This window comes from Acinetobacter sp. 778_lipA, assembly GCF_058242985.1.
Window position 1 is genome coordinate 1 of sequence record NZ_JBZAYT010000001.1, and the last position, 21,710, is coordinate 21,710.

At 38.5% G+C, this 21,710-nt stretch carries 23 protein-coding genes; 14 read left to right on the forward strand and 9 right to left on the reverse strand.

What is annotated here, in order from left to right; translation table 11 throughout:
- Nucleotides 1-108: 108 nt before the first annotated feature.
- The 4 genes from AC4CUY_RS00005 (at nucleotide 109) to AC4CUY_RS00020 (ending at nucleotide 2,485) form a co-directional block, all read left to right on the forward strand.
- Complete coding sequence (locus AC4CUY_RS00005) at nucleotides 109-411, forward strand: DUF3861 domain-containing protein (RefSeq protein ID WP_490773531.1); 303 nt, start codon at nucleotides 109-111, stop codon at nucleotides 409-411.
- A complete protein-coding gene (locus AC4CUY_RS00010; RefSeq protein ID WP_419326949.1) occupies nucleotides 404-727 on the forward strand; it encodes a DUF2798 domain-containing protein in 324 nt (107 codons plus the stop codon). Before AC4CUY_RS00005 ends, AC4CUY_RS00010 begins: the two co-directional genes overlap by 8 nt.
- A gap of 264 nt (nucleotides 728-991) precedes the next feature.
- Complete coding sequence (locus AC4CUY_RS00015; protein WP_419360839.1) at nucleotides 992-1,939, forward strand: pirin family protein; 948 nt, start codon at nucleotides 992-994, stop codon at nucleotides 1,937-1,939.
- 147 nt (nucleotides 1,940-2,086) lie between these two features.
- Nucleotides 2,087-2,485 (forward strand): OsmC family protein, encoded by a 399-nt coding sequence (locus tag AC4CUY_RS00020; RefSeq protein ID WP_336952428.1) that lies wholly within the window; start codon nucleotides 2,087-2,089, stop codon nucleotides 2,483-2,485.
- 81 nt (nucleotides 2,486-2,566) lie between these two features.
- Here AC4CUY_RS00020 and AC4CUY_RS00025 read toward each other — a convergent pair whose 3' ends face one another.
- A complete protein-coding gene (locus AC4CUY_RS00025) occupies nucleotides 2,567-3,013 on the reverse strand; it encodes a surface-adhesin E family protein (protein WP_336952426.1) in 447 nt (148 codons plus the stop codon).
- A gap of 135 nt (nucleotides 3,014-3,148) precedes the next feature.
- Between AC4CUY_RS00025 and AC4CUY_RS00030 the strand changes: the two genes are divergently transcribed.
- Nucleotides 3,149-3,790, forward strand: a complete 642-nt coding sequence (locus tag AC4CUY_RS00030) for a glutathione S-transferase family protein (RefSeq protein WP_419360841.1) — start codon at nucleotides 3,149-3,151, stop codon at nucleotides 3,788-3,790.
- Nucleotides 3,791-3,816: 26 nt separating this feature from the next.
- Nucleotides 3,817-4,416 carry an alpha/beta fold hydrolase gene (locus AC4CUY_RS00035; protein ID WP_336952421.1) on the forward strand — a complete coding sequence of 200 codons (600 nt, stop codon included), beginning with the start codon at nucleotides 3,817-3,819 and terminating at the stop codon, nucleotides 4,414-4,416.
- A gap of 41 nt (nucleotides 4,417-4,457) precedes the next feature.
- On the opposite strand, the gene dinB is transcribed toward AC4CUY_RS00035, so the two are convergent.
- The 3 genes from dinB to mdtD all read right to left on the reverse strand — a co-directional run bounded on the left by dinB (nucleotide 4,458) and on the right by mdtD (nucleotide 7,865).
- Entirely contained in the window at nucleotides 4,458-5,513 is a 1,056-nt protein-coding gene (dinB, locus tag AC4CUY_RS00040; RefSeq protein ID WP_336952419.1) for a DNA polymerase IV, read from the reverse strand.
- Nucleotides 5,514-5,635: 122 nt separating this feature from the next.
- The gene (locus AC4CUY_RS00045) at nucleotides 5,636-6,394 is read right to left on the reverse strand and encodes a glycoside hydrolase family 25 protein (protein ID WP_336952417.1); all 759 of its coding nucleotides are present in this window, start codon (nucleotides 6,392-6,394) and stop codon (nucleotides 5,636-5,638) included.
- A gap of 79 nt (nucleotides 6,395-6,473) precedes the next feature.
- On the reverse strand, nucleotides 6,474-7,865 hold the full coding sequence (mdtD, locus tag AC4CUY_RS00050) for a multidrug transporter subunit MdtD (protein ID WP_336952415.1): 1,392 nt from the start codon (nucleotides 7,863-7,865) through the stop codon (nucleotides 6,474-6,476).
- 201 nt (nucleotides 7,866-8,066) lie between these two features.
- Between mdtD and AC4CUY_RS00055 the strand changes: the two genes are divergently transcribed.
- A complete protein-coding gene (locus AC4CUY_RS00055; RefSeq protein WP_490773532.1) occupies nucleotides 8,067-9,896 on the forward strand; it encodes a choice-of-anchor I family protein in 1,830 nt (609 codons plus the stop codon).
- Nucleotides 9,897-10,051: 155 nt separating this feature from the next.
- Here the strand turns inward: AC4CUY_RS00055 and tenA are convergent, their stop codons facing one another.
- Nucleotides 10,052-10,723 carry a thiaminase II gene (gene tenA, locus AC4CUY_RS00060; protein WP_490773533.1) on the reverse strand — a complete coding sequence of 224 codons (672 nt, stop codon included), beginning with the start codon at nucleotides 10,721-10,723 and terminating at the stop codon, nucleotides 10,052-10,054.
- A 234-nt stretch (nucleotides 10,724-10,957) separates the two neighbouring features.
- Between tenA and AC4CUY_RS00065 the strand changes: the two genes are divergently transcribed.
- From AC4CUY_RS00065 to ssb, 3 genes are all read left to right on the forward strand, one after another.
- Entirely contained in the window at nucleotides 10,958-12,040 is a 1,083-nt protein-coding gene (locus tag AC4CUY_RS00065; RefSeq protein WP_171066888.1) for a DUF475 domain-containing protein, read from the forward strand.
- 139 nt (nucleotides 12,041-12,179) lie between these two features.
- Nucleotides 12,180-13,544, forward strand: coding sequence for an MFS transporter (locus AC4CUY_RS00070; protein ID WP_336952412.1), 1,365 nt, complete (start codon nucleotides 12,180-12,182; stop codon nucleotides 13,542-13,544).
- 51 nt (nucleotides 13,545-13,595) lie between these two features.
- Entirely contained in the window at nucleotides 13,596-14,204 is a 609-nt protein-coding gene (ssb, locus tag AC4CUY_RS00075; RefSeq protein ID WP_004718569.1) for a single-stranded DNA-binding protein, read from the forward strand.
- A gap of 84 nt (nucleotides 14,205-14,288) precedes the next feature.
- Here the strand turns inward: ssb and AC4CUY_RS00080 are convergent, their stop codons facing one another.
- Nucleotides 14,289-14,753, reverse strand: coding sequence for a hotdog fold domain-containing protein (locus AC4CUY_RS00080; RefSeq protein ID WP_490773534.1), 465 nt, complete (start codon nucleotides 14,751-14,753; stop codon nucleotides 14,289-14,291).
- A 131-nt stretch (nucleotides 14,754-14,884) separates the two neighbouring features.
- On the opposite strand from AC4CUY_RS00080, the gene AC4CUY_RS00085 reads away from it, so the two are divergent.
- Nucleotides 14,885-15,520 (forward strand): TetR/AcrR family transcriptional regulator, encoded by a 636-nt coding sequence (locus AC4CUY_RS00085; protein ID WP_315079569.1) that lies wholly within the window; start codon nucleotides 14,885-14,887, stop codon nucleotides 15,518-15,520.
- A gap of 32 nt (nucleotides 15,521-15,552) precedes the next feature.
- Here the strand turns inward: AC4CUY_RS00085 and AC4CUY_RS00090 are convergent, their stop codons facing one another.
- Nucleotides 15,553-15,888, reverse strand: coding sequence for a hypothetical protein (locus AC4CUY_RS00090; RefSeq protein ID WP_034611310.1), 336 nt, complete (start codon nucleotides 15,886-15,888; stop codon nucleotides 15,553-15,555).
- Nucleotides 15,889-16,108: 220 nt separating this feature from the next.
- Between AC4CUY_RS00090 and ahpC the strand changes: the two genes are divergently transcribed.
- On the forward strand, nucleotides 16,109-16,672 hold the full coding sequence (ahpC, locus tag AC4CUY_RS00095; protein WP_004718560.1) for an alkyl hydroperoxide reductase subunit C: 564 nt from the start codon (nucleotides 16,109-16,111) through the stop codon (nucleotides 16,670-16,672).
- Nucleotides 16,673-16,743: 71 nt separating this feature from the next.
- Here ahpC and AC4CUY_RS00100 read toward each other — a convergent pair whose 3' ends face one another.
- Complete coding sequence (locus AC4CUY_RS00100) at nucleotides 16,744-17,667, reverse strand: LysR substrate-binding domain-containing protein (RefSeq protein ID WP_004718559.1); 924 nt, start codon at nucleotides 17,665-17,667, stop codon at nucleotides 16,744-16,746.
- A 131-nt stretch (nucleotides 17,668-17,798) separates the two neighbouring features.
- Nucleotides 17,799-18,425, reverse strand: coding sequence for an isochorismate family cysteine hydrolase YcaC (gene ycaC, locus AC4CUY_RS00105; RefSeq protein WP_004818434.1), 627 nt, complete (start codon nucleotides 18,423-18,425; stop codon nucleotides 17,799-17,801).
- 277 nt (nucleotides 18,426-18,702) lie between these two features.
- Between ycaC and AC4CUY_RS00110 the strand changes: the two genes are divergently transcribed.
- Both AC4CUY_RS00110 and AC4CUY_RS00115 read left to right on the forward strand, forming a co-directional pair.
- Nucleotides 18,703-19,578, forward strand: coding sequence for a pirin family protein (locus tag AC4CUY_RS00110; protein WP_105713878.1), 876 nt, complete (start codon nucleotides 18,703-18,705; stop codon nucleotides 19,576-19,578).
- A gap of 809 nt (nucleotides 19,579-20,387) precedes the next feature.
- Entirely contained in the window at nucleotides 20,388-21,686 is a 1,299-nt protein-coding gene (locus AC4CUY_RS00115) for an FAD-dependent oxidoreductase (RefSeq protein WP_490773535.1), read from the forward strand.
- Nucleotides 21,687-21,710: the final 24 nt, after the last annotated feature.

The following is a 21,710-nucleotide window of genomic DNA, read 5'->3' on the forward strand; positions in this document are numbered from 1 at the left end:
CTCGCGCCTAGTATCGTCTAAAAAACACACCTAGTCGCAAACGTAGACGAATTGTCAACAGACCCTTCATTAAACAACGGCGAATATTTAACAAGTTAGAGAAATCTTATGAAACAACATCAATATCATGTGACTGTTCAACATCTTGCAGATGCGCAAGGTCATCCATCAACTTATGATGAAAATATCGAATTTAATGTGGGTAATCACGATGATATTTTCCAAATTGTAGAGCGCTTAAACGCTGCTGAGTTTTTTGATGAAGAAACCACCAAAGCGTTTGCTGTAGGACTAAAACTCTTTTTAGAAGTTATAATTACCCATCGCGATCATGTGCTATTTCAAGACTTTGAACCAGCAGTTAAACAATTTATGAAAAACTTAAAGCAGAACGTCAAGAAAAATGCGTGATTTAAAACCAGAAACCAAGATCGAGAATAGAGGCCATCAACATAAACCTGCCATGATTTTTGCTGGAATTCCTAAATTACCAGCAAAATATGCCGCGTGGATTATGCCATTCATACTTTCAGCTTTAATGAGTGCCACCATTTCCATGATTAACTTATGGAAGAATGTAGGTTGGTTTGATGGATTTTTTACAAAATGGTTTAGCGTCTGGCTATTTTCATGGATGATTGCCTTTCCCACAGTATTAATTTTTTTACCTCTGGTTCGCCGTTTCACAGGATTATTTGTGGATCTTAATCCACCACCTTCTGCTTAATTCGATCAAGACTTGAACATGTCATGGTGCGACTACGAGTCTATAAACATTCCAACGTGAATATTCAATTTGGTAAAGTATTGTTTCCAAATTTTGTGATCAGAAAATGCATAACAAAAACCAAACTATTATTGTCCTATTGATAGTATTCAGCGTATTAAGATAGCTATAGGCCAATGTATATAAAACCGATAAGCTAAATAAAATGAAATTGTAGAAGTTGAAATAACGTCCTGAGCTGATGGACAAATTTAGGATAACAACATGACCAATACCAACTATACCGAGATTTCTAACTCTGACGATTGTGAAAAATACGTGAATCAGTTTATTCAAGATTTTCCAATTCGTTCAGCAGAAATAGGCAAAGGCACCGTCATTAAACGTGCATTACCAAGCCGTCAAAAACGCATGATTGGCGCATGGTGCTTTTTAGATCACGCTGGCCCAGTGGTATTTCCTCAGGGAGATGGATTGGATGTCGGACCGCATCCACATATTGGATTACAGACTTTCACTTGGATGATCGAAGGGACGATGATGCATACAGACAGCATCGGCTCTAAACAATTGATTCGTCCTAAACAAGTGAATCTGATGACTGCGGGTTATGGAATTTCCCATACAGAAGTTGCTCCCGATACTGAAACCAGAATGCATGCTGCACAGCTTTGGATTGCATTGCCTGATGATAAGATCAATATGGCACCGCAGTTTGATCATTATCCAGAATTACCAGTTGTCGAGCAGGATCATATTGAATTTACAGTTTTAGTCGGTGAATTCATGAATATCAAATCTCCTGTCAAAGTGCATACAGAATTAGTGGGGATCGATTTTTTTGCAAAAGAATCAACCAAGACACGTATTCCACTGAATCCTCATTTTGAATATGGATTTATGGCATTAGAAGGTGAAGCAACCGTCAATGGTCATGATTTAAATAGTGACAATATGGTAGTGATTGAACCTGGAATTTCTCAGATTGAGGTTGAACTACCAAAAGGCTCGCGTTTACTGTTGATAGGTGGTGAACCTTTTGAGTCGCCTATTTTACTGTGGTGGAATCTTGTGGGCAGAACACAGGAAGAACTAAAAACAGCAACAGAACAATGGGCAAATCAGGATGCCCGTTTTGGAACGATCCCTGATTATGATGGTCCACGTTTAGAAGCACCAGCATTCCCAGACAAGATGCGAGCATCGAAGTGATGTGCTGCATTGTGCATTGTAATATGGATTCAAACTAAATAATTTGCGTTAAAGGTGTATTTGACCAGCCTTTAGCGCAAGTGTTGCGTTTACAAATTTTATTTAAACTGGCATTCACTAAAAATTTAAAGATTAAAGGAAAATAAAATGGCAATTATTGCAAATGCAAAGGTAAAAACCTATCCAGAACCATGGTCAGGTGAGGTGGTGAGTGGAAAACATCAACTGATTACCGACAAACCAGAATCATTCGGTGGGCAAGACAAGGGCTTAGCGCCTTATGATTTTATTTGTTCAGGTTTAATTTCTTGTACCATGATTACTTTGCGTATGTATGCTCAACACAAAGGGCTTGATTTGGGTGAGTTTACAGTTGAAGCTGATTTTAATGCCAATAAAGAGGGGAAAGAATGGGTCGAGCGTCGCTTGTCTTTTGCGACTCCGTTGTCTGAAGCGGTGCATCAAAAAGTGTTAGACATTTGCCAAAAAACCCCAGTGACCAAGACTTTATTGCGTAGTGTGGAAATCAATACCACGATTATCTAAAAAACGGCTATGTAAAAGATATTTTGTATAAAAACAAAATATCTTTTTTTCTATCAGTAAGATTATGCAATTTTTTATTGATTATTTACAGGTGTTTACATAAATCTTGTTATAGAATTTATTTTGATTCAACGCTTTAAACTCTAAGTCGTCAAAGGAATAAAAAGCTGCCCCCGTTTCACCATCATGGCTCAACGTAATGTCATCAAATTTTTTCACTAATGTGCTGTTTGAGGTTTTTCCTATAAAGTAATCAGCGCCCCGAATGGCGATAGTTTTTCCTGTGCAATCCACAATAAGTTGTTTAATAACAGATTGATATGTTACACCTTGCTCATCTTTTATAGGATGGGCATATTTTTCATAGATAACAGCTTGCTTAAACGAATCACGAATTTTTTGATGTGCATTTACATCAATAAAGGACTCTCCCTTATTCTCAAGAGCTCCCAGTAACATAAGCTTGGGTTGATATGCATATAGATTTGAACAAATAAAGAAGAAAATTAATGGGGTAAGTGACTTCATTTTTATTCTCAGAATAACCAATATTGAAGCTAGAGTATAAACAAAGTTGATAAAAAAATGATTTAAATACAGTAATAGAATTGTTGAAAAGTTGAGATCAATTTATAGTCGAAGAATAAAAACTGAGGCAATACAATGATTACATTACATCACCTTGATCAATCTCGTTCACTCCGTATTATTTGGGCTTTAGAGGAGCTAGGGCTTGAATATCAGATTAAGTACTATAAACGCTTACCTACTTTTGCTGCACCCCCTGAGTTAAAAGCAGTTCATCCGCTTGGAAAGTCACCTGTATTGACCGATGGTGACCTGACCATTGCAGAGTCTGCTGTGATTTTAGATTATCTTCAGGCGACCTATGATACAAAAAATCAGTTTAAGCCTCAGAATCCTAAAGACTTAATGCAATATAACTACTGGATGCATTATGCCGAAGGTTCTTTAATGCCTTATCTTGTTATGACATTGGTGATGACCAATATGCCAAAACATGTTCCTTTTTTAATTCGTCCTATTGCAAAGAAAATTTCAGAAGGTGTCCGTGGTGGCTTTAGCAATCCTCGTTTAAAAGAACATGCAGCCTTTTTGGAAGATTATTTTAGTCAACATGACTATGCCGCAGGTGAGTTTTCTTTTGCCGACATTCAAATGAGTTTTCCTGTGATTGCCATGCAACAACGAACCAAAAATAAAACTCCTCGACTGGCTGCGTATGCTGAACGAATTCAGCAGCGTCCTGCTTTTCAACGCGCTAAACTAAAGAGTGATGATTAAATTTTGTATATCAAGGGGATGGCTGAATGCATTTAATTTTTTTACCAGGCGCATCGGGAAGTACAGCGTTTTGGCAACCTGTTATACAGCAGCTTTCAGCCGAACATCAAAAAACAGTGATGGCCTATCCAAGTTTTGCTGGGTATCCAGAGCATCCGTATATTCATAGTTTTGACGATTTACAGGGTTATATTCTCGACCAAATTCAACAGCCCTGCATTGTGATTGCTCAATCTATGGGAGGTATTTTTGCAGTTCAAGCAGCATTACAAAAACCTGAATTGATCAACGCTTTGGTTTTGGTTGCAAGCTCTGGTGGAATTGATTTAAGCCCCTTTCAGGTTGCCGATTGGCGAGGGGATTATCAGCAAACATTTGCAGTGCCCAATTGGTTTGTCAATCATCAAGCCCATTTAGATGATTTATTATATAAAATAGCGTGCCCAGTCCTGTTGCTGTGGGGCGATGCAGATCCCATTAGCCCTGTGGGCGTGGGTAAATATTTGCATGAAAAAATCCAGCATTCCAGATTGCATATCATTGAACAAGGGGAACATGATTTGGCCAATGTACACGCAAATCAAGTGGCCAGATTAATTCACGATTTTATTTCTGATATAAAGTAAAAGATTTAAGCTGAAGTCGCACATGTCTTTTTCATTTATGTTTACCATAATGACAATTGTGCTTCATCTTGCTGATCTGTCAGTTGATACAAACCGACTCCGATTAAACGGAATTGGAAATGCTCAGGAATTTGCATTTCGCTTAATAATATTTGAATGACCTGAACCATTTCTTGTTGTGATTGAAGTGCGGTTTTAAAACTTTTACTGTGCTGTAAAACCTGAAAATTCTTGAGTTTTAACTTCACGGTGACACCGCGAGCCTGCATGTGTTTTTTTTCTAAACTGAGCCAAACACGTTCAATTAAATTGTCCCAATAGATTGAGCACTGTTCAAGGCTGAGATCATCATCAAATGTGGTTTCTTTGGAAATTTGCTGACGTTGTCGTTCAGCTTGTACTGGACGATCATCAATACCTTGGGCATATAAAAACAACTGTCTGCCATATTTGCCAAAATGATGGATCAGTATATTTTCTTCAATTTTTTGTAAATCCCCCAAAGTCTCTAAGTTTAAGCTTTTCAGTTTTTCCTGAGTGACTTTACCAACACCGGGAATTTTTTTCAGGGGTAAATCATGGATAAAATGTTGAACTTGGGTCGGTTTAATGATGCAAATGCCATTGGGTTTATTCCAGTCCGAGGCAATTTTGGCAAGAAATTTATTCGGTGCTACGCCAGCCGAAGCCGTAAGCCCTGTTTGTTGAAAAATATCAGCTCGAATTCGTTCCGCCACTTCAGTTGCACTGGGAATATTTTGTAAATTTTCAGTGACATCTAAATAAGCTTCATCTAAAGATAAAGGTTCGATCAGCGCAGTGTATTTCTGAAAAATTTCATGAATTTTTATAGAAACATCGCGATATTTTTCAAAGTTCGGTTCAATCACATAGACCTGAGGACAACGTTTTTTTGCCTGTGACATCGACATGGCAGAGCGTAACCCAAACTGACGCGCTGGGTAGGATGCAGCAGCAATCACAGCCCGAGGATGATGTGATGAAATCACTACAGGCAAGTGCTTTAATTCAGGACGGTCGAGTAGCTCTACAGATGCATAGAATGCATCCATGTCAATATGGATGATTTTTCTCATGAATTACACAGTGTTGAAACGCTGTGTGATTATTCTAACCGATCTTGATTTGTTTCTATTGATGAATTTAAATTTTGTAAAGAATATGCGACAGCTTATGTCATGAAAGATCTTGATTGCGCTTAATTCAACTTATTTTTCTGTAAAAACTGCTGCCATTGTTCTGCATCACCATAAAATACATTTAAATCGACATTTTTTTCGATGCCTTGAATTTTGCCTTGGTTGCTCTGTTGCCAAAATGTCCATGCACGTTGGTCTTTTAAATCAGGCTTATCTTTATATTCACGAATCCAAATCGGTGTATCTTTAAACTCACCTGTGAGTACCATGTTGTAAAAGATTTTAGAGGTATAAAAAATCGGTTGTTTACCGTAATGCTTTTGCAATTGATCATGCATACTTTTGATGTGTTTGATTAATTGTTCTTTGGTATAGGTGTTTATACAACTGCTGTCATATTCCAAGTCCATCACAGGGGGCAAGGCATTACTTTTATTTGGCACCGTTTTAATAAAATTCTGTGCTTGAATGTCACCATCACGACATAAACGAAAGAAGTGATAAGCCCCCACGCGCATACCACGTTCACGTGCTTCTAACCAATACTGCTGAAATTTATCATCTTGATAATCGCCACCTTCAGTGGCTTTGAGATAGACAAACTGATAGTGCTGGGGAGAGATTTTTTTCCAATCAATATCACCTTGATGATGTGATACATCGAAACCTTTAATCGGATAGGCTTCAGCCAAGGCAGTATTATTATGAACAAAAAACAAAGTCCCGAATATGACGCAGCAGAAAAGTGCGATCGCTAAAACTGAGCTATTGCGAGTGATTTTTTGCTGTTTGTGTTTTTTCGCAGCGTATTTTGACATGGTTTTTTTAAATATCCAGATGGATCAGTTTAACGTGCTTTGGTTCTAAAAAACGATGGCTGAATAAAAATTGCAACACTTAAATTTGCGCATCTTTGGGAATTTGAAAGAATATCAACGCCGTAATGATGTTAATCGCACCTAAGCAAATCAGAGTATAGTGAAATGCTTGTGTTATATGTGCTTCACTAAAATAGCCTGTAAATGCATTGAGTAAAGTACCTGCCAAAGCAATCCCAATACTCATTGATAACATCATAATCATCGATAAAAAGCTATTCCCACTACTGGCGTCCTGTTGTGGGAGATCTTTAAGCGTAAGGGTATTCATGGTCACAAACTGTAATGAGTTGAGTACACCAAAAATAAAGAAATGCACTACACCTAACCATGTCGGAGTATCTGCTGTATGTAAGGCAAAACTGGCAATACATGCACCGATCAATAAGGTATTAACCAGTAGAAATGGACGATAACCAGTACGTTGTAGAATCGGGCGAATGATGGGTTTAGAAAATAATGAACCAAGTACAATTGGGGTCATCATTACCCCAGTCATAAAAGGTTCCATTTTAAAGGCGACTTGAAGCATCAGTGGCAAAATAAAAGGAACCGCATTTCCACCAAAGCGCGCAAAGAAATTACCGAGTACACCGATGGTATAGATTTTATTTTTAAACAGTCGACTACGAAACAATGCATTTTTATGGGTATGGGCATGATAGGCATAGACCAATGCTGAGATTATCCCTGCGAAAAGTAAGCCTAAGCTCAGGCTTCTGGAGATTTCATTGCTAGCAATATTTTCAATCCCTAAAGCCATTCCCACCATTGCGATTGCCAATAGGATAAAGCCACTGAAATCAAAGGATTTTACCGATGCTTCATTTACATTGGGCATGGCTTTAAAGGTGACAAAAGTGCCTAAAATACCGATGGGTAAATTAATCAGAAAAATCCAGTGCCAAGACGCATATTCGACCAACCAACCGCCTAAGATCGGGCCCATTAATGGACCGAGTAAGCCTGCTAAGCTCATCAAACTCATTGCAGAAAGAAACTGCTCACGAGGGATGATTTTTAACATGGCGAGTCGCCCGACTGGAACCAGTAATGCGCCACCGATACCTTGAATAACTCGAAATACAATAAGCAGATTGAAGTCATTGGACAGTGCACAGCCCAATGAGGCAGCGGTAAAAATCACGATCGCTGCAAAAAAGATATTTCGTACCCCAAAGCGATCTGCCAACCAACCACTTAAAGGAATACATGCAGCAACTGCCAAGACATAGCTAATCACGATGCCATGCATTTTTAATGGATTTTCTTGCAGGCTTTCTGCCATCGCAGGCAAAGCGGTATTGATAATCGTGGTATCTAAGCCTTGCATGAAAAAGCCGATCGAAACTAAAAAAACCAATAAATAGAATTTAGGTTGGAGTTTACTGTGCGATGGCGTAGTCGTCATAGAACTTAAATAATCCCATTTTGTGAATATTTTAAAACAATCATCTGACTAAATCTGTATGAAATCGTTGCTTTATATTGAATCAGGCGCAATATCCAATTGAATGTTCAAGAAATTGCCATAAAACTGTAATCTGCTTGTCATGGAACTTACACCCGTGATGAATACATTAAGCCAAATTAAACAAAAAATGGGCTGTTTATGAACATAAAAGTTTCAGCATTGTGTTTAGCAATGCTTTCTGTGGGTTTAGTGGCATGTAATGATGATCATAAAACAACAGCGCCAACGGTTGAAGAAAGCACACCTGAAAGCATTAATTTAAGCTTACTGGGGCGTTATGAAACGGGTATTTTTGCTGAAAGTGCAGCAGAGATTCCCGCATATGATGCAACAACAAAACGGGTATTTGTGGTCAATGCCAAAAAGGGTTTGGTTGATGTGTTAGATGTGTCTAAACCAGAAACGCCTGTGCATATTGGTGAGCTTTCGGCTCGTGAAGCTTTAGCTGATTCTGAAGTAAATTCAGTTGCGATTAGAAATGGCATTGTGGCACTTGCTGTTCAAGCCAAACAAAAAACAGATAAAGGTATTGTGGCTTTTTTTAATGCCAAAGATTTGAAATTGATTAGTCAAGTCGAAGTTGGTGCTTTACCTGATATGCTGACATTTAGTCCAGATGGTAAAACTGTTTTGGTGGCAAATGAGGCGGAACCGAATGATGACTATAGTATCGATCCTGAAGGTTCAATCAGCATTATTGATATTAGCAATATTCAACGACCAACCGCTAGCCTTGCCGATTTTAAAGCGTTTAATGATAAAAAAGCCGATTTGATTAAATCGGGTGTACGCATTTTTGGTCCTAAAGCGACGGTGGCTCAAGATCTAGAGCCTGAATACATCACCATCAGCAATGATGGGAAAACCGCTTGGGTGACCTTACAAGAAAATAATGCCATTGCCAAAATTGATATCGTTGCTAAAAAAGTGACTGATATTTTTCCATTAGGTTATAAAGATCATGGGCTTGCTCACAATGCACTAGATGTCAGTGATAAAGATGGAAAAATTAACATCCAAACTTGGCCAGGTTTGGTGGGGATGTATCAACCTGATTCAATTGCCCATTATCAAGCCAATGGGGCGAGTTATTTAGTCACCGCCAATGAAGGTGATTCACGTGAATGGCTAAAAGACTCAAAAGCGTACTATGCAGGAGATCAAAGCCAAGGTTTTGTTGAAGCAATTCGAATGAAACACCTGTTTAATGTCAAAGGTTTCAATAACAAAGGTGATTATCCAGCACACTTAGTCAATCTTGCAACAGGTGTAAAAGGTGCCAAACTAGATGCAACGGTTTTTGCCTATTGTGGTGCAACAGCGACTGATCCAAGCATGTGCCGTGATGATACACAATTAGGACGTTTAAACATTGCTTGGAATATGGGTTATCAAACCAACACGGATGGCTCACCAAAATTGGATGCCAATGGATTATTGACCTATAGCAAACTTTATAGCTATGGCGCGCGTTCTTTCAGTATATGGGATGCACAAGGCAAGTTAGTTTGGGATTCAGGCAGTGAGTTTGAGCGTAAAGTTGCTGAGCTATTTCCAAATTATTTTAATAGTGATCATGAAGCGGTGGCTTTTGATGACCGAAGTGACAATAAAGGGCCTGAGCCTGAAGGTTTAGCGCTGGGTACGATTGGCAAAAAAACCTTTGCCTTTATCGGCTTAGAGCGCCAAAGTGGGATTATGGTTTATGATATTAGTAATCCACAAAAGCCTGTGTTTATACAGTATTTTAATAATCGTACCTTTAAACAGGATCAGGTTTATAAAGATGCCAAAGGTCAGCCAATCTTAAACAAGGATGGCAAACAGATTCTGATTGAGAAAAGTGATTTAGGTCCTGAAGGACTGACGTTTGTCTCTGCCAAAGATTCACCAAATGCAAAGCCTATGTTGATTGTAGGCAATGAAGTCAGTGGCAGTACAGCAATTTATCAGATTAACTTAAAATAGCGGTTTAATGTATCCTGTTGCGAGTGAAAGAGTGCTTTGGCACTCTTTTTTATTGAGGCTATCCCTCAGTTTTATAAGGGATAGTTGTAGATGTGATACATGAAGTAGATTAATTATTCACCTTATATACATCGGAAATTTTCAATAAAATTGTATTACTGATCTAAGCCTAACCATTGTCTTTGATGATAAGCGCTATCCCAGAACAACCATTCTAATTCAGCGCCTTTGGTATAGGCTTTATGCATTTTCTCAAGGGTATCTGCATCGCAATGTTCTGCAATACGGTCAATCGTTGCTAAAACATTTTTAACTGCTTGGTTAAACTCTTCACCCGAATAGGTATCGATCCATGCTTGATATGGATTATTGGCAATAGATTTACTCACAATATCTTTTCCAACTTCTGCATAAATCCAGAAGCAAGGCAGTAACGAAGCCAAAACCACAGGATAGCTTTCAGACCAAGCCGTCGCAGTTAAAAAAGTCGTGTAGTGATGGCAGGCAAGGGTAAGGGGGGTATTCTCAAAGTCAGCTTTGCTAATCCCAAAATCTTTCATAAATCCATCGTGTAGGCTACGTTCTACAACAATCGCTTCTTTCGCACCTTGGGTAAATTGGATGATATCGTCAGCATCAAATGCTTTTGCACCACAGACAGCCAATGCACGACCATATGCCACCAGATAATGCGCATCCTGAATCACATAATGACAAAAAGCTTCCTTGTTTAATGAGCCTGTCGCAAGTTCTTGGTTAAATGGAAGCGCTAAAGTTTTGTTATATAAAGCAAGATTACGTTGCCAAACGTCTTGAGAAAAAGACATGTCATTTTCCTATGCAATGATTCAAGTTATAAAATGATTTCAGTTTGCAAGACTATAACAACTCTATATTGCTTTAGGTATTTGAATGCAGAAAATTCGGCTGTATTTGCATAAAAATATGACAAAGAACTTTGGATAAATGTGAAAAAGTCGTCATAATGTGCACATTAAAAACGCGATTTTTATTTCAGTTTTCTGATTCAAAAACTATTCTCCGTAGGTCGAATTCCCATGATGAAACATTTTGGTTTCTCAATATTTTTTACGATCGTGTGTTTGGCAATCTCTGCATATTGGGGCTTTACCCATGGTCCAAATGCAGGCGTGCAAGCCATGCTCTCTGCACTGACCATTACGGCAATTCTTGCTGTTATGGAAGTGTCTCTGTCTTTTGACAATGCTGTTGTAAATGCATCTGTACTGCGTAATTGGGATCATTTCTGGAAAATGATCTTTTTAACCGTTGGTATTTTGATTGCTGTGTTTGGTATGCGACTGGTATTTCCGGTTGTGATTGTTGCAGTCACAGCGGATATGGGCATGTTTGATGTTGTGAAAATGGCATTAAATGATCCAATTCAATACTCAGAAAAATTATTGGCACATCATGCTGAAATCGCCGCTTTTGGTGGTTCATTCTTGTTGTTGGTATTTTTAAACTTTTTCTTGGATGAAGGTAAAGATACCCATTGGTTTAAATGGATTGAAAAGCGTTTAGCCAACTTAGCCAATGTACCCGCAATGTCGGTATTCCTTGCTCTAGTTGCATTGCTGATTATGGCTGCAAATGTAGATGAAGCGAAACGCCTTGTGGTCACAATGGCAGGTATTTGGGGCATCGTGATTTATATCGGTGTACAAGTACTCAGTCATCTACTAGGTGGTGAGCCAGAAGTAGATGAAGACGGCAATGCTGTGGGTCATGATGCCAATGGTGCACCTACAGGTGTCATCAAAGCTGGTATTGGTGGCTTTATTTACCTAGAAGTCTTAGATGCATCGTTTAGTTTTGACGGCGTAATCGGTGCATTTGCAATTACCTCTGATGTTGTCATTATTATGCTCGGTTTAGCTATTGGTGCGATGTTTGTTCGTTCAATGACAATCTACTTGGTCGATAAAGGTACACTTGATGCCTATATCTACCTTGAGCATGGTGCGCATTATGCCATTGGCGCTTTGGCATTTATCATGATTGCAAGTGGTACAGGTTTACATGTACCTGAAGTAGTCACTGGTTTGATTGGTGTTGCATTTATTGTTTGGGCAGTCATTGCATCAATTCAATATAACAAGCGAATTGAACAACAGAGTTAATCCTTTTTTAAGAAAAGAGATTACAATACAAGAGCACTTTAACAGTGCTCTTTTTTATGCTCAATGTTTCCACAAAGTTGCCACAATATGCGATGATGTGTTTGATAATTAGCTCGCCAGTTTTGATAAGCCAGTAGATATGATGAATCCTTTAGAACGCCGCTCGACCTTTGCATTAAGTAGTATTTTTGCTTTACGCATGTTGGGGTTGTTCATGATTATCCCTGTGTTTGCGGTGGTTGGTCAGTCCTATCAGTATGCAACACCTGCTTTGATCGGTTTAGCGGTCGGTGTCTATGGCCTCAGCCAAGCACTTCTGCAAATTCCTTTTAGCTTATGGGCAGATCGTTTTAGTCGTAAACCTTTGATTATTTTTGGCTTACTGCTGTTTGCTTTGGGTGGTGCTGTTGCGGCAATGTCTGAAACCATTTATGGGGTCATTATTGGCCGTGCGATTGCTGGAGCTGGCGCTGTATCTGCGGTTGTTATGGCTTTGCTGGCTGATGTCACCCGTGAAGAGAATCGAACCAAAGCCATGGCTGTGATGGGCATGAGTATCGGTTTGTCTTTTGTTGTGGCTTTTAGTTTAGGACCTTGGCTCACCAGTTTGGTGGGGATTTCAGGGCTATTCTGGGTAACAACAATTATGGGGTTATTGGCAATTCTCATGTTGTTTATGGTGCCTAAAACCACCCGTCATCATAAAAACTTTAAACAAGGTTATCTGCATCAGCTCAAACAAGTCTTAAAAATGGGCGATCTGAATCGTCTGCATGTTTCAGTTTTTGCGTTGCACTTATTGCTTACCGCAATGTTTGTTTATGTGCCTTCTCAATTGATCAATTTTGCTGGGATCCCTTTGGCGCAACATGGCATTGTTTACTTGCCTTTGTTGGTCATCAGTCTGTTCTTTGCATTTCCGAGCATTATTCTGGCTGAAAAATACCGTAAAATGCGCAGCATTTTTCTAACGGCAATTGCGGGAATTATAGCAGGATTAGTCATTCTGATCTTTGGTTATGAATCCAAATATGTCTTGTTGTTAGGCCTTGGATTGTTCTTTATTGCCTTTAATGTCATGGAAGCATTACTCCCATCATGGCTGTCTAAAGCAGCGCCGATTCAATCCAAAGCAACAGCGATGGGCGTCAATGCAAGTGCTCAATTTTTAGGGGCTTTTTTTGGTGGCACACTCGGTGGACAATTAATTTTGCTCAATAATACAACAATGGGTTGGAGTGTCTTATCAGCTATTGCTATACTTTGGTTGCTCATTAGTTTTGGGCTAGCTCAACCACGATATTTAACATCAATCGTATTACGATTGCCTGAGGATAAACAAACCGATAATTGGACTTCTCAGTTGTTGTCAATTCGTGGTATTGAGGAAGTTGTGGTTATGTCTGACCAGCAAGTTGCGTATATAAAAGTTGATAAACAGCAAATTGATGATGCTGCGCGACAACATTTAACGCAGTTGTTTGGGAAAGAGGTAGCCATTTAAACATAACTCTTATAAAGTAAAACATAGAATCGAATAGGAAGATAACATCTAATGCGTGGTGTAAATAAAGTTATTTTAGTTGGTACTTTAGGTCGTGATCCTGAGACTAAAACTTTCCCAAATGGGGGTTCTCTCACTCAATTTTCAATTGCGACAAGTGAATCTTGGACAGACAAAAATTCCGGTGAAAGAAAAGAACAAACGGAATGGCATCGTATTGTATTGCACAACCGTTTAGGTGAGATTGCACAGCAGTATTTACGTAAAGGTTCAAAAGTTTATATTGAAGGTTCTTTACGTACCCGTCAGTGGACGGATCAAAATGGTCAAGAGCGCTATACCACTGAAATTCGTGGCGAACAAATGCAGATGCTTGATAACAACCGTCAACAAGGTGAAGGCGCTGCTGCTGACAATGGTGGTTATAACCAACCACGTTTCAATAACAACCAGCAAGGTGGTTTTAACAACAACCAAGGCGGTGGCGGTTATGCGAATCAAGGTAATCAAGGCGGTGGTTACGGCAATGCCAATCCACAAGGTGGCTATGGCAATGGCGGAAACAATGTAAACCAAGGTTTTCAATCGCCTAAACCTGCAGCTGCACCATCAGCACCTACTGCTGCCCCTGCGGATTTAGATGATGACTTACCGTTTTAATTGATAAAAACGGTCAAGCTTGATCAAAAACCCTTTGTGAAAACAAAGGGTTTTTTATGAACTTCATGATTTGGTTTTAGACAATCACTTTTTTGCTGAAACCCACATGGTAATCACGGCTTTAAATACCAGATCATTGTGCGTGTCTTTAACCTCCACATTGACCAAATAATCACTGCCTTGATTCCACTGAAAATTGCTTTCAACAGGCGTGGCAATCGCAATTAAATCAGTTTCAGCCTTCTTTAAATATTCAACCGTCATCCCTTTGGGAATCCAACGATGCGTGGAAGGCACAGTTACGTCGGTCATGGTTCCGCCAGCAAGTTCAGCCATATTACACATGGCAATTGCATGGACTGTACCAATATGATTGAGTACAGCACGGTGTTTTTTGATTTTAATTTCAGCATAATTCGCTTCGAGTCGTTCAAAAACAGGTGAGATACTGCTGAAATAAGGCGCTTTTAAGCACAATAATTTTGAAAATGTCCATTTGCCAGCGGGCTTATTTTTAAATCTATTCCACAGTTTTAGGGTTTGGCTCATTGTTGTATTCCTTATTTAGTTTACAGAATATTATTCTAATACAGAATTAAATTCTGTTATTGGCTCGACAGACGATTTGAATCGCGTAAAATGTCATATAGAAAATGCTTAAATAAAACCAAAGGCTGTACATGAATAATCAAAGTTTGTTGGAACGTCGTTATAGTGGACGTCGTGCAGAATTAAAACGTGTGATTTTAACGGAAGCATTAGCCTGTTTTTTAGAATATGGGATTGAAACAACAACAATAGAAATGATCCGTGAACGTGCGCAAACCAGTGTGGGAGCGATTTATCACCATTTTAAAAATAAAGAAGGTTTAGTGGCAGCCCTGTATATTTTAGCCATAGAAGACCAAGCAGAACGCCGTGATCAAGCATTATTGTCTGCACAAAGTCTACAGCAGGGTATCCAAGTGATGACAGCAAGTTATATAGACTGGGTCATGGACTATCCTGATTTCGCCAGATTTTTATATACTGCCAATTTTAGTATTTCTAAAAGTTCTCAGCGGGATCAGCTAAAACAGCAGAATCATTTACGTAATCAGCACTTACTGGCTTGGATGAAACAGCAACCCGATTATGGGGTGATCAAGAACATTCCCCATGAATTATTATTGTCATTTATGGTTGGATCGACAGAAAGTTATTGTCGGGCATGGTTGTCAGGTAAAGTGAAAGCCACGCCAAAAGTTTACCAAGCAGCATTGGCACATGCGGCTTGGTGCAGTTTAGAAAGCGTATATCAGCAACAACAAGGCTGAATAATCAAGCTTGTTGAATTACGATGCTATGATTAAAAAATTCGTGAGCTTTGCATATAGTGCGCTGTGACTTGATCTAAGTGATTAAGAATTGTTGCACGATCTTGAGTCTGGATTGCTGTGTCGAGTTGCTGCATATAGCCTAGCAATTGGTTTTTTGCTTTTGCCGCAAATTCAGCAGTAATGGCTTGGTCTTCATAAAGTAAGACATAGTTTTTGGCAAAACCATAAATCATAAAAATCGCCGTTTTCTCAAAATCAGCCTCAGAATGAGCAATTTGAGATTCGCAGTTTATTTTCAGTTGTTTAAAAGCATCTGTACCAAAAGGAAGGTTTTGGAATTGCTCCAAAAGAATTGAGAACGTCATTTTTTAAAGTCCACTCAAAAAGAAAATCTATAGAGTAAAAGGCGAAAGGTCAAGCAAAGTTTGAAATAATATTTTCAATCAAACCAAGCCAACAGATTGGAAAAATAAATCTATAAAACCGATTATTTTTATTAAAAACTCCAGTTTTACCGATTTAATAATTTTTCGTATAGTGATTTCACAGATAAGCAATCCCTGAAACCTATTAAAGGAAGACCAAATGAGTTTGATCAATACTGAAGTTAAAGCATTTAACGCAACTGCATATAAAAATGGTGAATTTATCGAAGTGTCTGAAAAAGACTTCTTGGGTAAATGGTCTGTGGTATTTTTCTATCCTGCTGACTTTACTTTTGTCTGCCCAACAGAGTTAGGCGATCTTGCAGATAACTATGCTGAATTCCAAAAAATGGGCGTAGAAATTTATTCAGTGTCTACCGATACACACTTTACCCATAAAGCGTGGCATGACAACTCAGATGAAATCAAAAAGATCCAATATCCAATGGTGGGTGATCCAACTTGGGCTTTGGCAAAAAACTTTGAAGTGTTGATTGAAGCTGAAGGCCTTGCAGATCGTGGGACTTTCGTGATTGATCCTGAAGGTAAAATTCAAATTATTGAAATCAATGCCGGTGGTATTGGACGTGATGCACAAGAATTACTGCGTAAAGTGAAAGCGGCACAATATGTACACGCACACCCAGGTGAAGTATGTCCTGCAAAATGGAAAGAAGGCGATGCAACACTTGCACCTTCAATTGATTTGATCGGTAAAATCTAATCATTGCATAGAATTAAAATTGAAAAACCAGAAGTTAAACTTCTGGTTTTTTTATTATTCGATTGTTGGCTTTATAAAATATAACCATCGTGTTTAGGTGCGTAGGCACGAATACCATCGACTAAATCTTCAATCAATTTTTCCATGACTAAGCGTTGACCTTTGCGAGATGCATAAACCAACTGTACAACACCAATATTGGAACACCACTCTGGTAACAGATGGATTAAACGCCCTGAAGCAATGTCTCGTTCTACCGTTAAATAGGGAAGATCGGCAATACCTAAGCCATCGAGTACTGCATAATACGCACCCATTAAGTCATTACTTTTGACTCGAGGCTGTAATGGAATATCGATTTCTTCTCGTTGCTGAATATGATGTAAATGCCAATGATAGTGCTGTTTATCTGTACCTAATACAATGGTTGGAAATTCACAAAGTTCTGTAACATGTTGGATTTCACGATCGCCTAAAAGTTCAGGACTAATCACTAAACAGTGCGTGGTTTTAATCACATCTCTAACGATAATGCTGGAGTCTTCATTGCTTGAAAAGTTAGTACGAATGGCCAAATCAATATCATCATGCAGCACATCGATACGTCGACTGGTGAGTGCCAATTCAACCCGAACTTTGGGATATTTTTTTAAAAACTGATTTAGAATTGGTCGAATTTGATGTTCCATCATCACCGGTGGGCAACTAATTTTAATCAGTCCCTGTAATTCAATTTCTTGTTTTAATAAGACATTCTGAGCATTATCGGCTTGTTCAATAATCTTTGCACATTCCTCAAAAAACTCTTGTCCGAGTGGTGTGACTTTAAAATGTCGGGTTGAGCGTTGAATCAAGGTCACATTAAATTTAGCTTCTAAATCCAGAATACGTCGGCTCAGTTTAGACTTGGTGATATTACTGGCTTCACTGGCAGCACTAAATCCACCATGCTTTACCACCAGATAGAAATAATAGTAGTCATCAAAAGAGTGCACAGCTTCATCTCAAGTGTGTTGATGATTAAATAGTATCATTAATAGGAAAATATTTTAAAATTTGTACCAATAAAAGCAAGAAATAAAAGCGAGGAATGCAAAAGCTTACATTCCTAGCGACAACGATTGTCTTATTTTTGAGAAGTATTTTGAGTGTAGCTATTGATCAGGTTACGATAGTCAGGGATATGGTTACCAAATAGTGTACCTAAACCTTCAATATCATTACGCCAATCACGATGCAGCTCACAAGAGGCACCAAACCAAGTCATTAATTGTGCACCTGCATTGCTCATACGATCCCAAGCTGAGTCACGTGTCAGCGGGTTAAAAGTTCCAGAAGCATCGGTGATGACAAAGACCTCAAAATCTTCTTCTAGGGCAGAAAGTGCCGGAAATGCAACACAAACCTCGGTGACAACACCTGCGATAATCAGTTGTTTTTTGCCTGTTGCTTTTACTGCTTTGACAAAGTCTTCATTGTCCCAAGCATTGATTTGACCAGGGCGAGCGATATATGGTGCATCTGGAAAAAGTGCTTTTAACTCGGGTACCAGTGGACCATTGGGACCATCTTCAAAACTGGTGGTCAAAATGGTTGGAAGGTTAAAATATTGAGCTGCAGCAGCCAGTGCCAGAACATTATTTTTAAACTTATCTGGGTCAATGTCACGGACTAAAGAAAGTAATCCAGTTTGATGATCGACTAACAATACCGCAGCATCATCTTTGTTTAAACGAACGTAAGGTTTTCCCATTTTTTATATCCTTGAAGTCACTAAAATTTAAATTGTGCTTAAATACAAAACAAATTATTTTGCATGGATTTCATGTTACGTGGCTTAATCATGATAATTAAGCCTATAAACTGAGATTAATAATCTCATAAATAAGATTATTGATTAAAAACTACGCTGAGCCTTGGCTGTTGAATATCCTATATTTGGGATTCAGCGTATTGGTAGATTGCTGTATTGATCACTTTAAAAAACTTAAAATGGATTCATATTAAAGCCTAGAGATAGGAGTATTGAGATGAAAAGAATTATTGGTGTATACCGCAATCAAAATATGCATTGGGTCGGTGATGGCTTTCCTGTAAAAAACTTGTTTTCTTATGATCGTTTAGGTCAAGCGATTAGTCCTTTTTTATTATTGGATTATGCAGCACCTTATACATTTGCACCTAGCCATGAACAGCACGGTGTAGGTTCACATCCACATCGTGGCTTTGAAACGGTGACCATTGCCTACCAAGGTGAAGTTACCCATAAAGACTCACATGGTGGTGGTGGAACCATTAAAACAGGTGATGTGCAATGGATGACTGCAGGCGCAGGATTGGTTCATGAAGAATTCCATTCACATGAATTCACTGAAAAAGGTGGAATCTTTGAAATGGTTCAGCTTTGGGTGAATTTACCTGCGGCAGATAAAATGACCCAACCTAAGTATCAAGCAATTTCTGCGCAAGATATTCCTGTGATTCATTTTGATGATGATGCAGGCCACTTACGTGTGGTTGCTGGGAAATATGCTGAACAACAAGGTGCTGCTTCAACCTTTAGCCCTGTCAATGTTTGGGATGGTCAGCTTAAAGCAGGTCATGAGCAAATTATTCATGTGCCAGTTGACCACAATACTTTGGTGGTTGTACTAGAAGGTGAAATGCTGCTCAATGGTACACAAAAGGTGCTCGATAGCTCGATTGTCATGTTTGAAAAAGATGGTGATGCAGCAATTCAACTTGAAGCGGTGCAAGATGCTAAGTTTTTGGTGCTTACAGGTAAACCATTGAATGAGCCAATCCAAGGCTATGGTCCATTTGTAATGAATAGCAAAGAAGAAATCGTGCAAGCGTTTAACGATTTCAATAATGGCAAATTTGGTGAAATTGTAGCGGAAGCTTAGTTGGTACTGATGAACGGTATTTGTATAACGGATACCTTTCACGTTTCAAGTCTATAAGCTCAGCCATGTATGAAATATCGATAGAAGTCAAAAAGCGGATTTTAAAATCCGCTTTTTTTATATTTAAAATTTTTAGAACCAAAAGGTCAGAAATTTAAAAAAAGAAAAGAGCTTTGCTCTTATTGAACAGAAGCTCTCTTACGCTGTAGTTTTTTCTTTAGATGAGTATGTCTTGTTTTGATTAATTATTTTGTTATTTGTGCATCATAATTAATTAAAAATGTGAAGTAAAGCACAATATATTTCGTTTGGTTAATTTGTATCCACTGTACCTTGGCTTTTTTGAATGCAGCTATTTTACACGTCGTGCAAGTGATTTACTTAAAAAGCAAATTCAAAGTAAAAAAAAGGATCTCTATTCCACACTATAGAGATCCTTTTATGCTGTAGTTTCTTTTATTGTCTGTTGTCATAATTATTTGTTTTTATTGTAAATGTGAATTGTTTATCATTTTTATGGTGTAAATAATAATTAATAAATTGGTATTTGTAAATGTTTTTTTAATAAAAAGTTAAATTATCTATATGTTTTTAACAGTATTTTTTTATATATATAAATATCAATCAAGTATAAGCAGTGTATGGCAGAAAGTTCTGGCGTAAAACGACTAAAATTGAATAAACACGGTGGGCGGAGATTTTTCCTAAAAAATTTCCAACAAAAAAAGTTAAAACTGGAACTTTTTAATACCGCGATTTAATCGGCTATAGCTCATAATAAAAAAAATGGTTACGCACGGATAATAACTTTGGATATTGCAGTGATTGGTAGTGGTATGGCTGGCCTGGCCACCGCAAGAATTCTTAAAGATGCAGGTCATAACATTACCATCTTCGAAGCATTACCTGGTCGTGGTATGGATAGTCATAGCATTGAGTTTGAAGGTGGTTTAATTGATGCACCTTTGCGCGTGATGAATCAGCATTTATGGAAAAACACCCTGAGCCTTGCAACACACCTCGGCATAAAAACCTTTCCAGTGCGTACCTTTATGGCGTGTAGCTGGTTATTTGAAGATAAAACTGAAACTTGGTTAACCACATCACGTACCCGTATTGGTAATTTTCCCATTATCAATAACCGTAAAGGGCTTAAACAGTATGGTTGGCGTTTAGTGAAAGGGATGTTGCAGCTTAAAACAGCAATCTCTCAGTTTTTTAAATCTAAAAACCAAGACATTACCCTTGCTGATTTTATCAATCACCATGACATTGAAGAAGTATTTTGGCATGGTGCGGTGATGCCTGTGCTTTATACCATTTGTACTTGTGATCCTAAAACCATCGGTGAATGGCCTGCAAAACCACTCTTAATCTTTTTAAAGCAATTAACTGATGGTGATGCTTTATTGCGTTTACACGGTGGAACGCCTGCTTTTGTCGATAAATTGATTGAAGATATCGATATTCACAGTGGTTCTGAAATTACCAAAGTTGAGGAACAGGGTAACGTTGTTCTGGTTGAAAATGCACAAGGTGAGCAATTTCAATTTGACCGTGTGGTAGTAGCAACACCGACCAATAAATTAGAAAACTTTTTAAATAAACAACAATTTGCTAATGATATCGCTTTATTGCAAAAATTTAAGTTTGAACAAGGCGAGTTGGTTATGCATACCGATGCATCCGTGATGCCACCAAATCGTAAAGATTGGGCTGTATTGAGCTATATGATGGATCGCAAATTTACCAAACAACAATTCACAGTTTGGCTGAACTCGATTGAACCAAGTTTGGTGGGTAAATCTCCAGTGTTCCAAACCTGGCGTCCTGTGACCAGCATCGATCCGAAGAAAGTTATTTCTACAGTGACTTTAACCCGTGCTGTGGTGGATTCTGAAACAGTGGCTTTAAACATCGAGTTGCAAGCGCGTCATAAAGTCGCCAACCGCAAAGTATTCTATTGTGGTTCATGGTCATGTGATGGTTTGCCAATTCTTGAATCTGCGGTAACTTCTGCAATGCATATCGCAGAAATTTTTGGTGCACCATTGCCATTTGTAGGATTAAAACCTAAAGTTGAGGTGGCTCCCCAACTTGGCTATTAAAACCCAGTGAATTCATATAAAGTT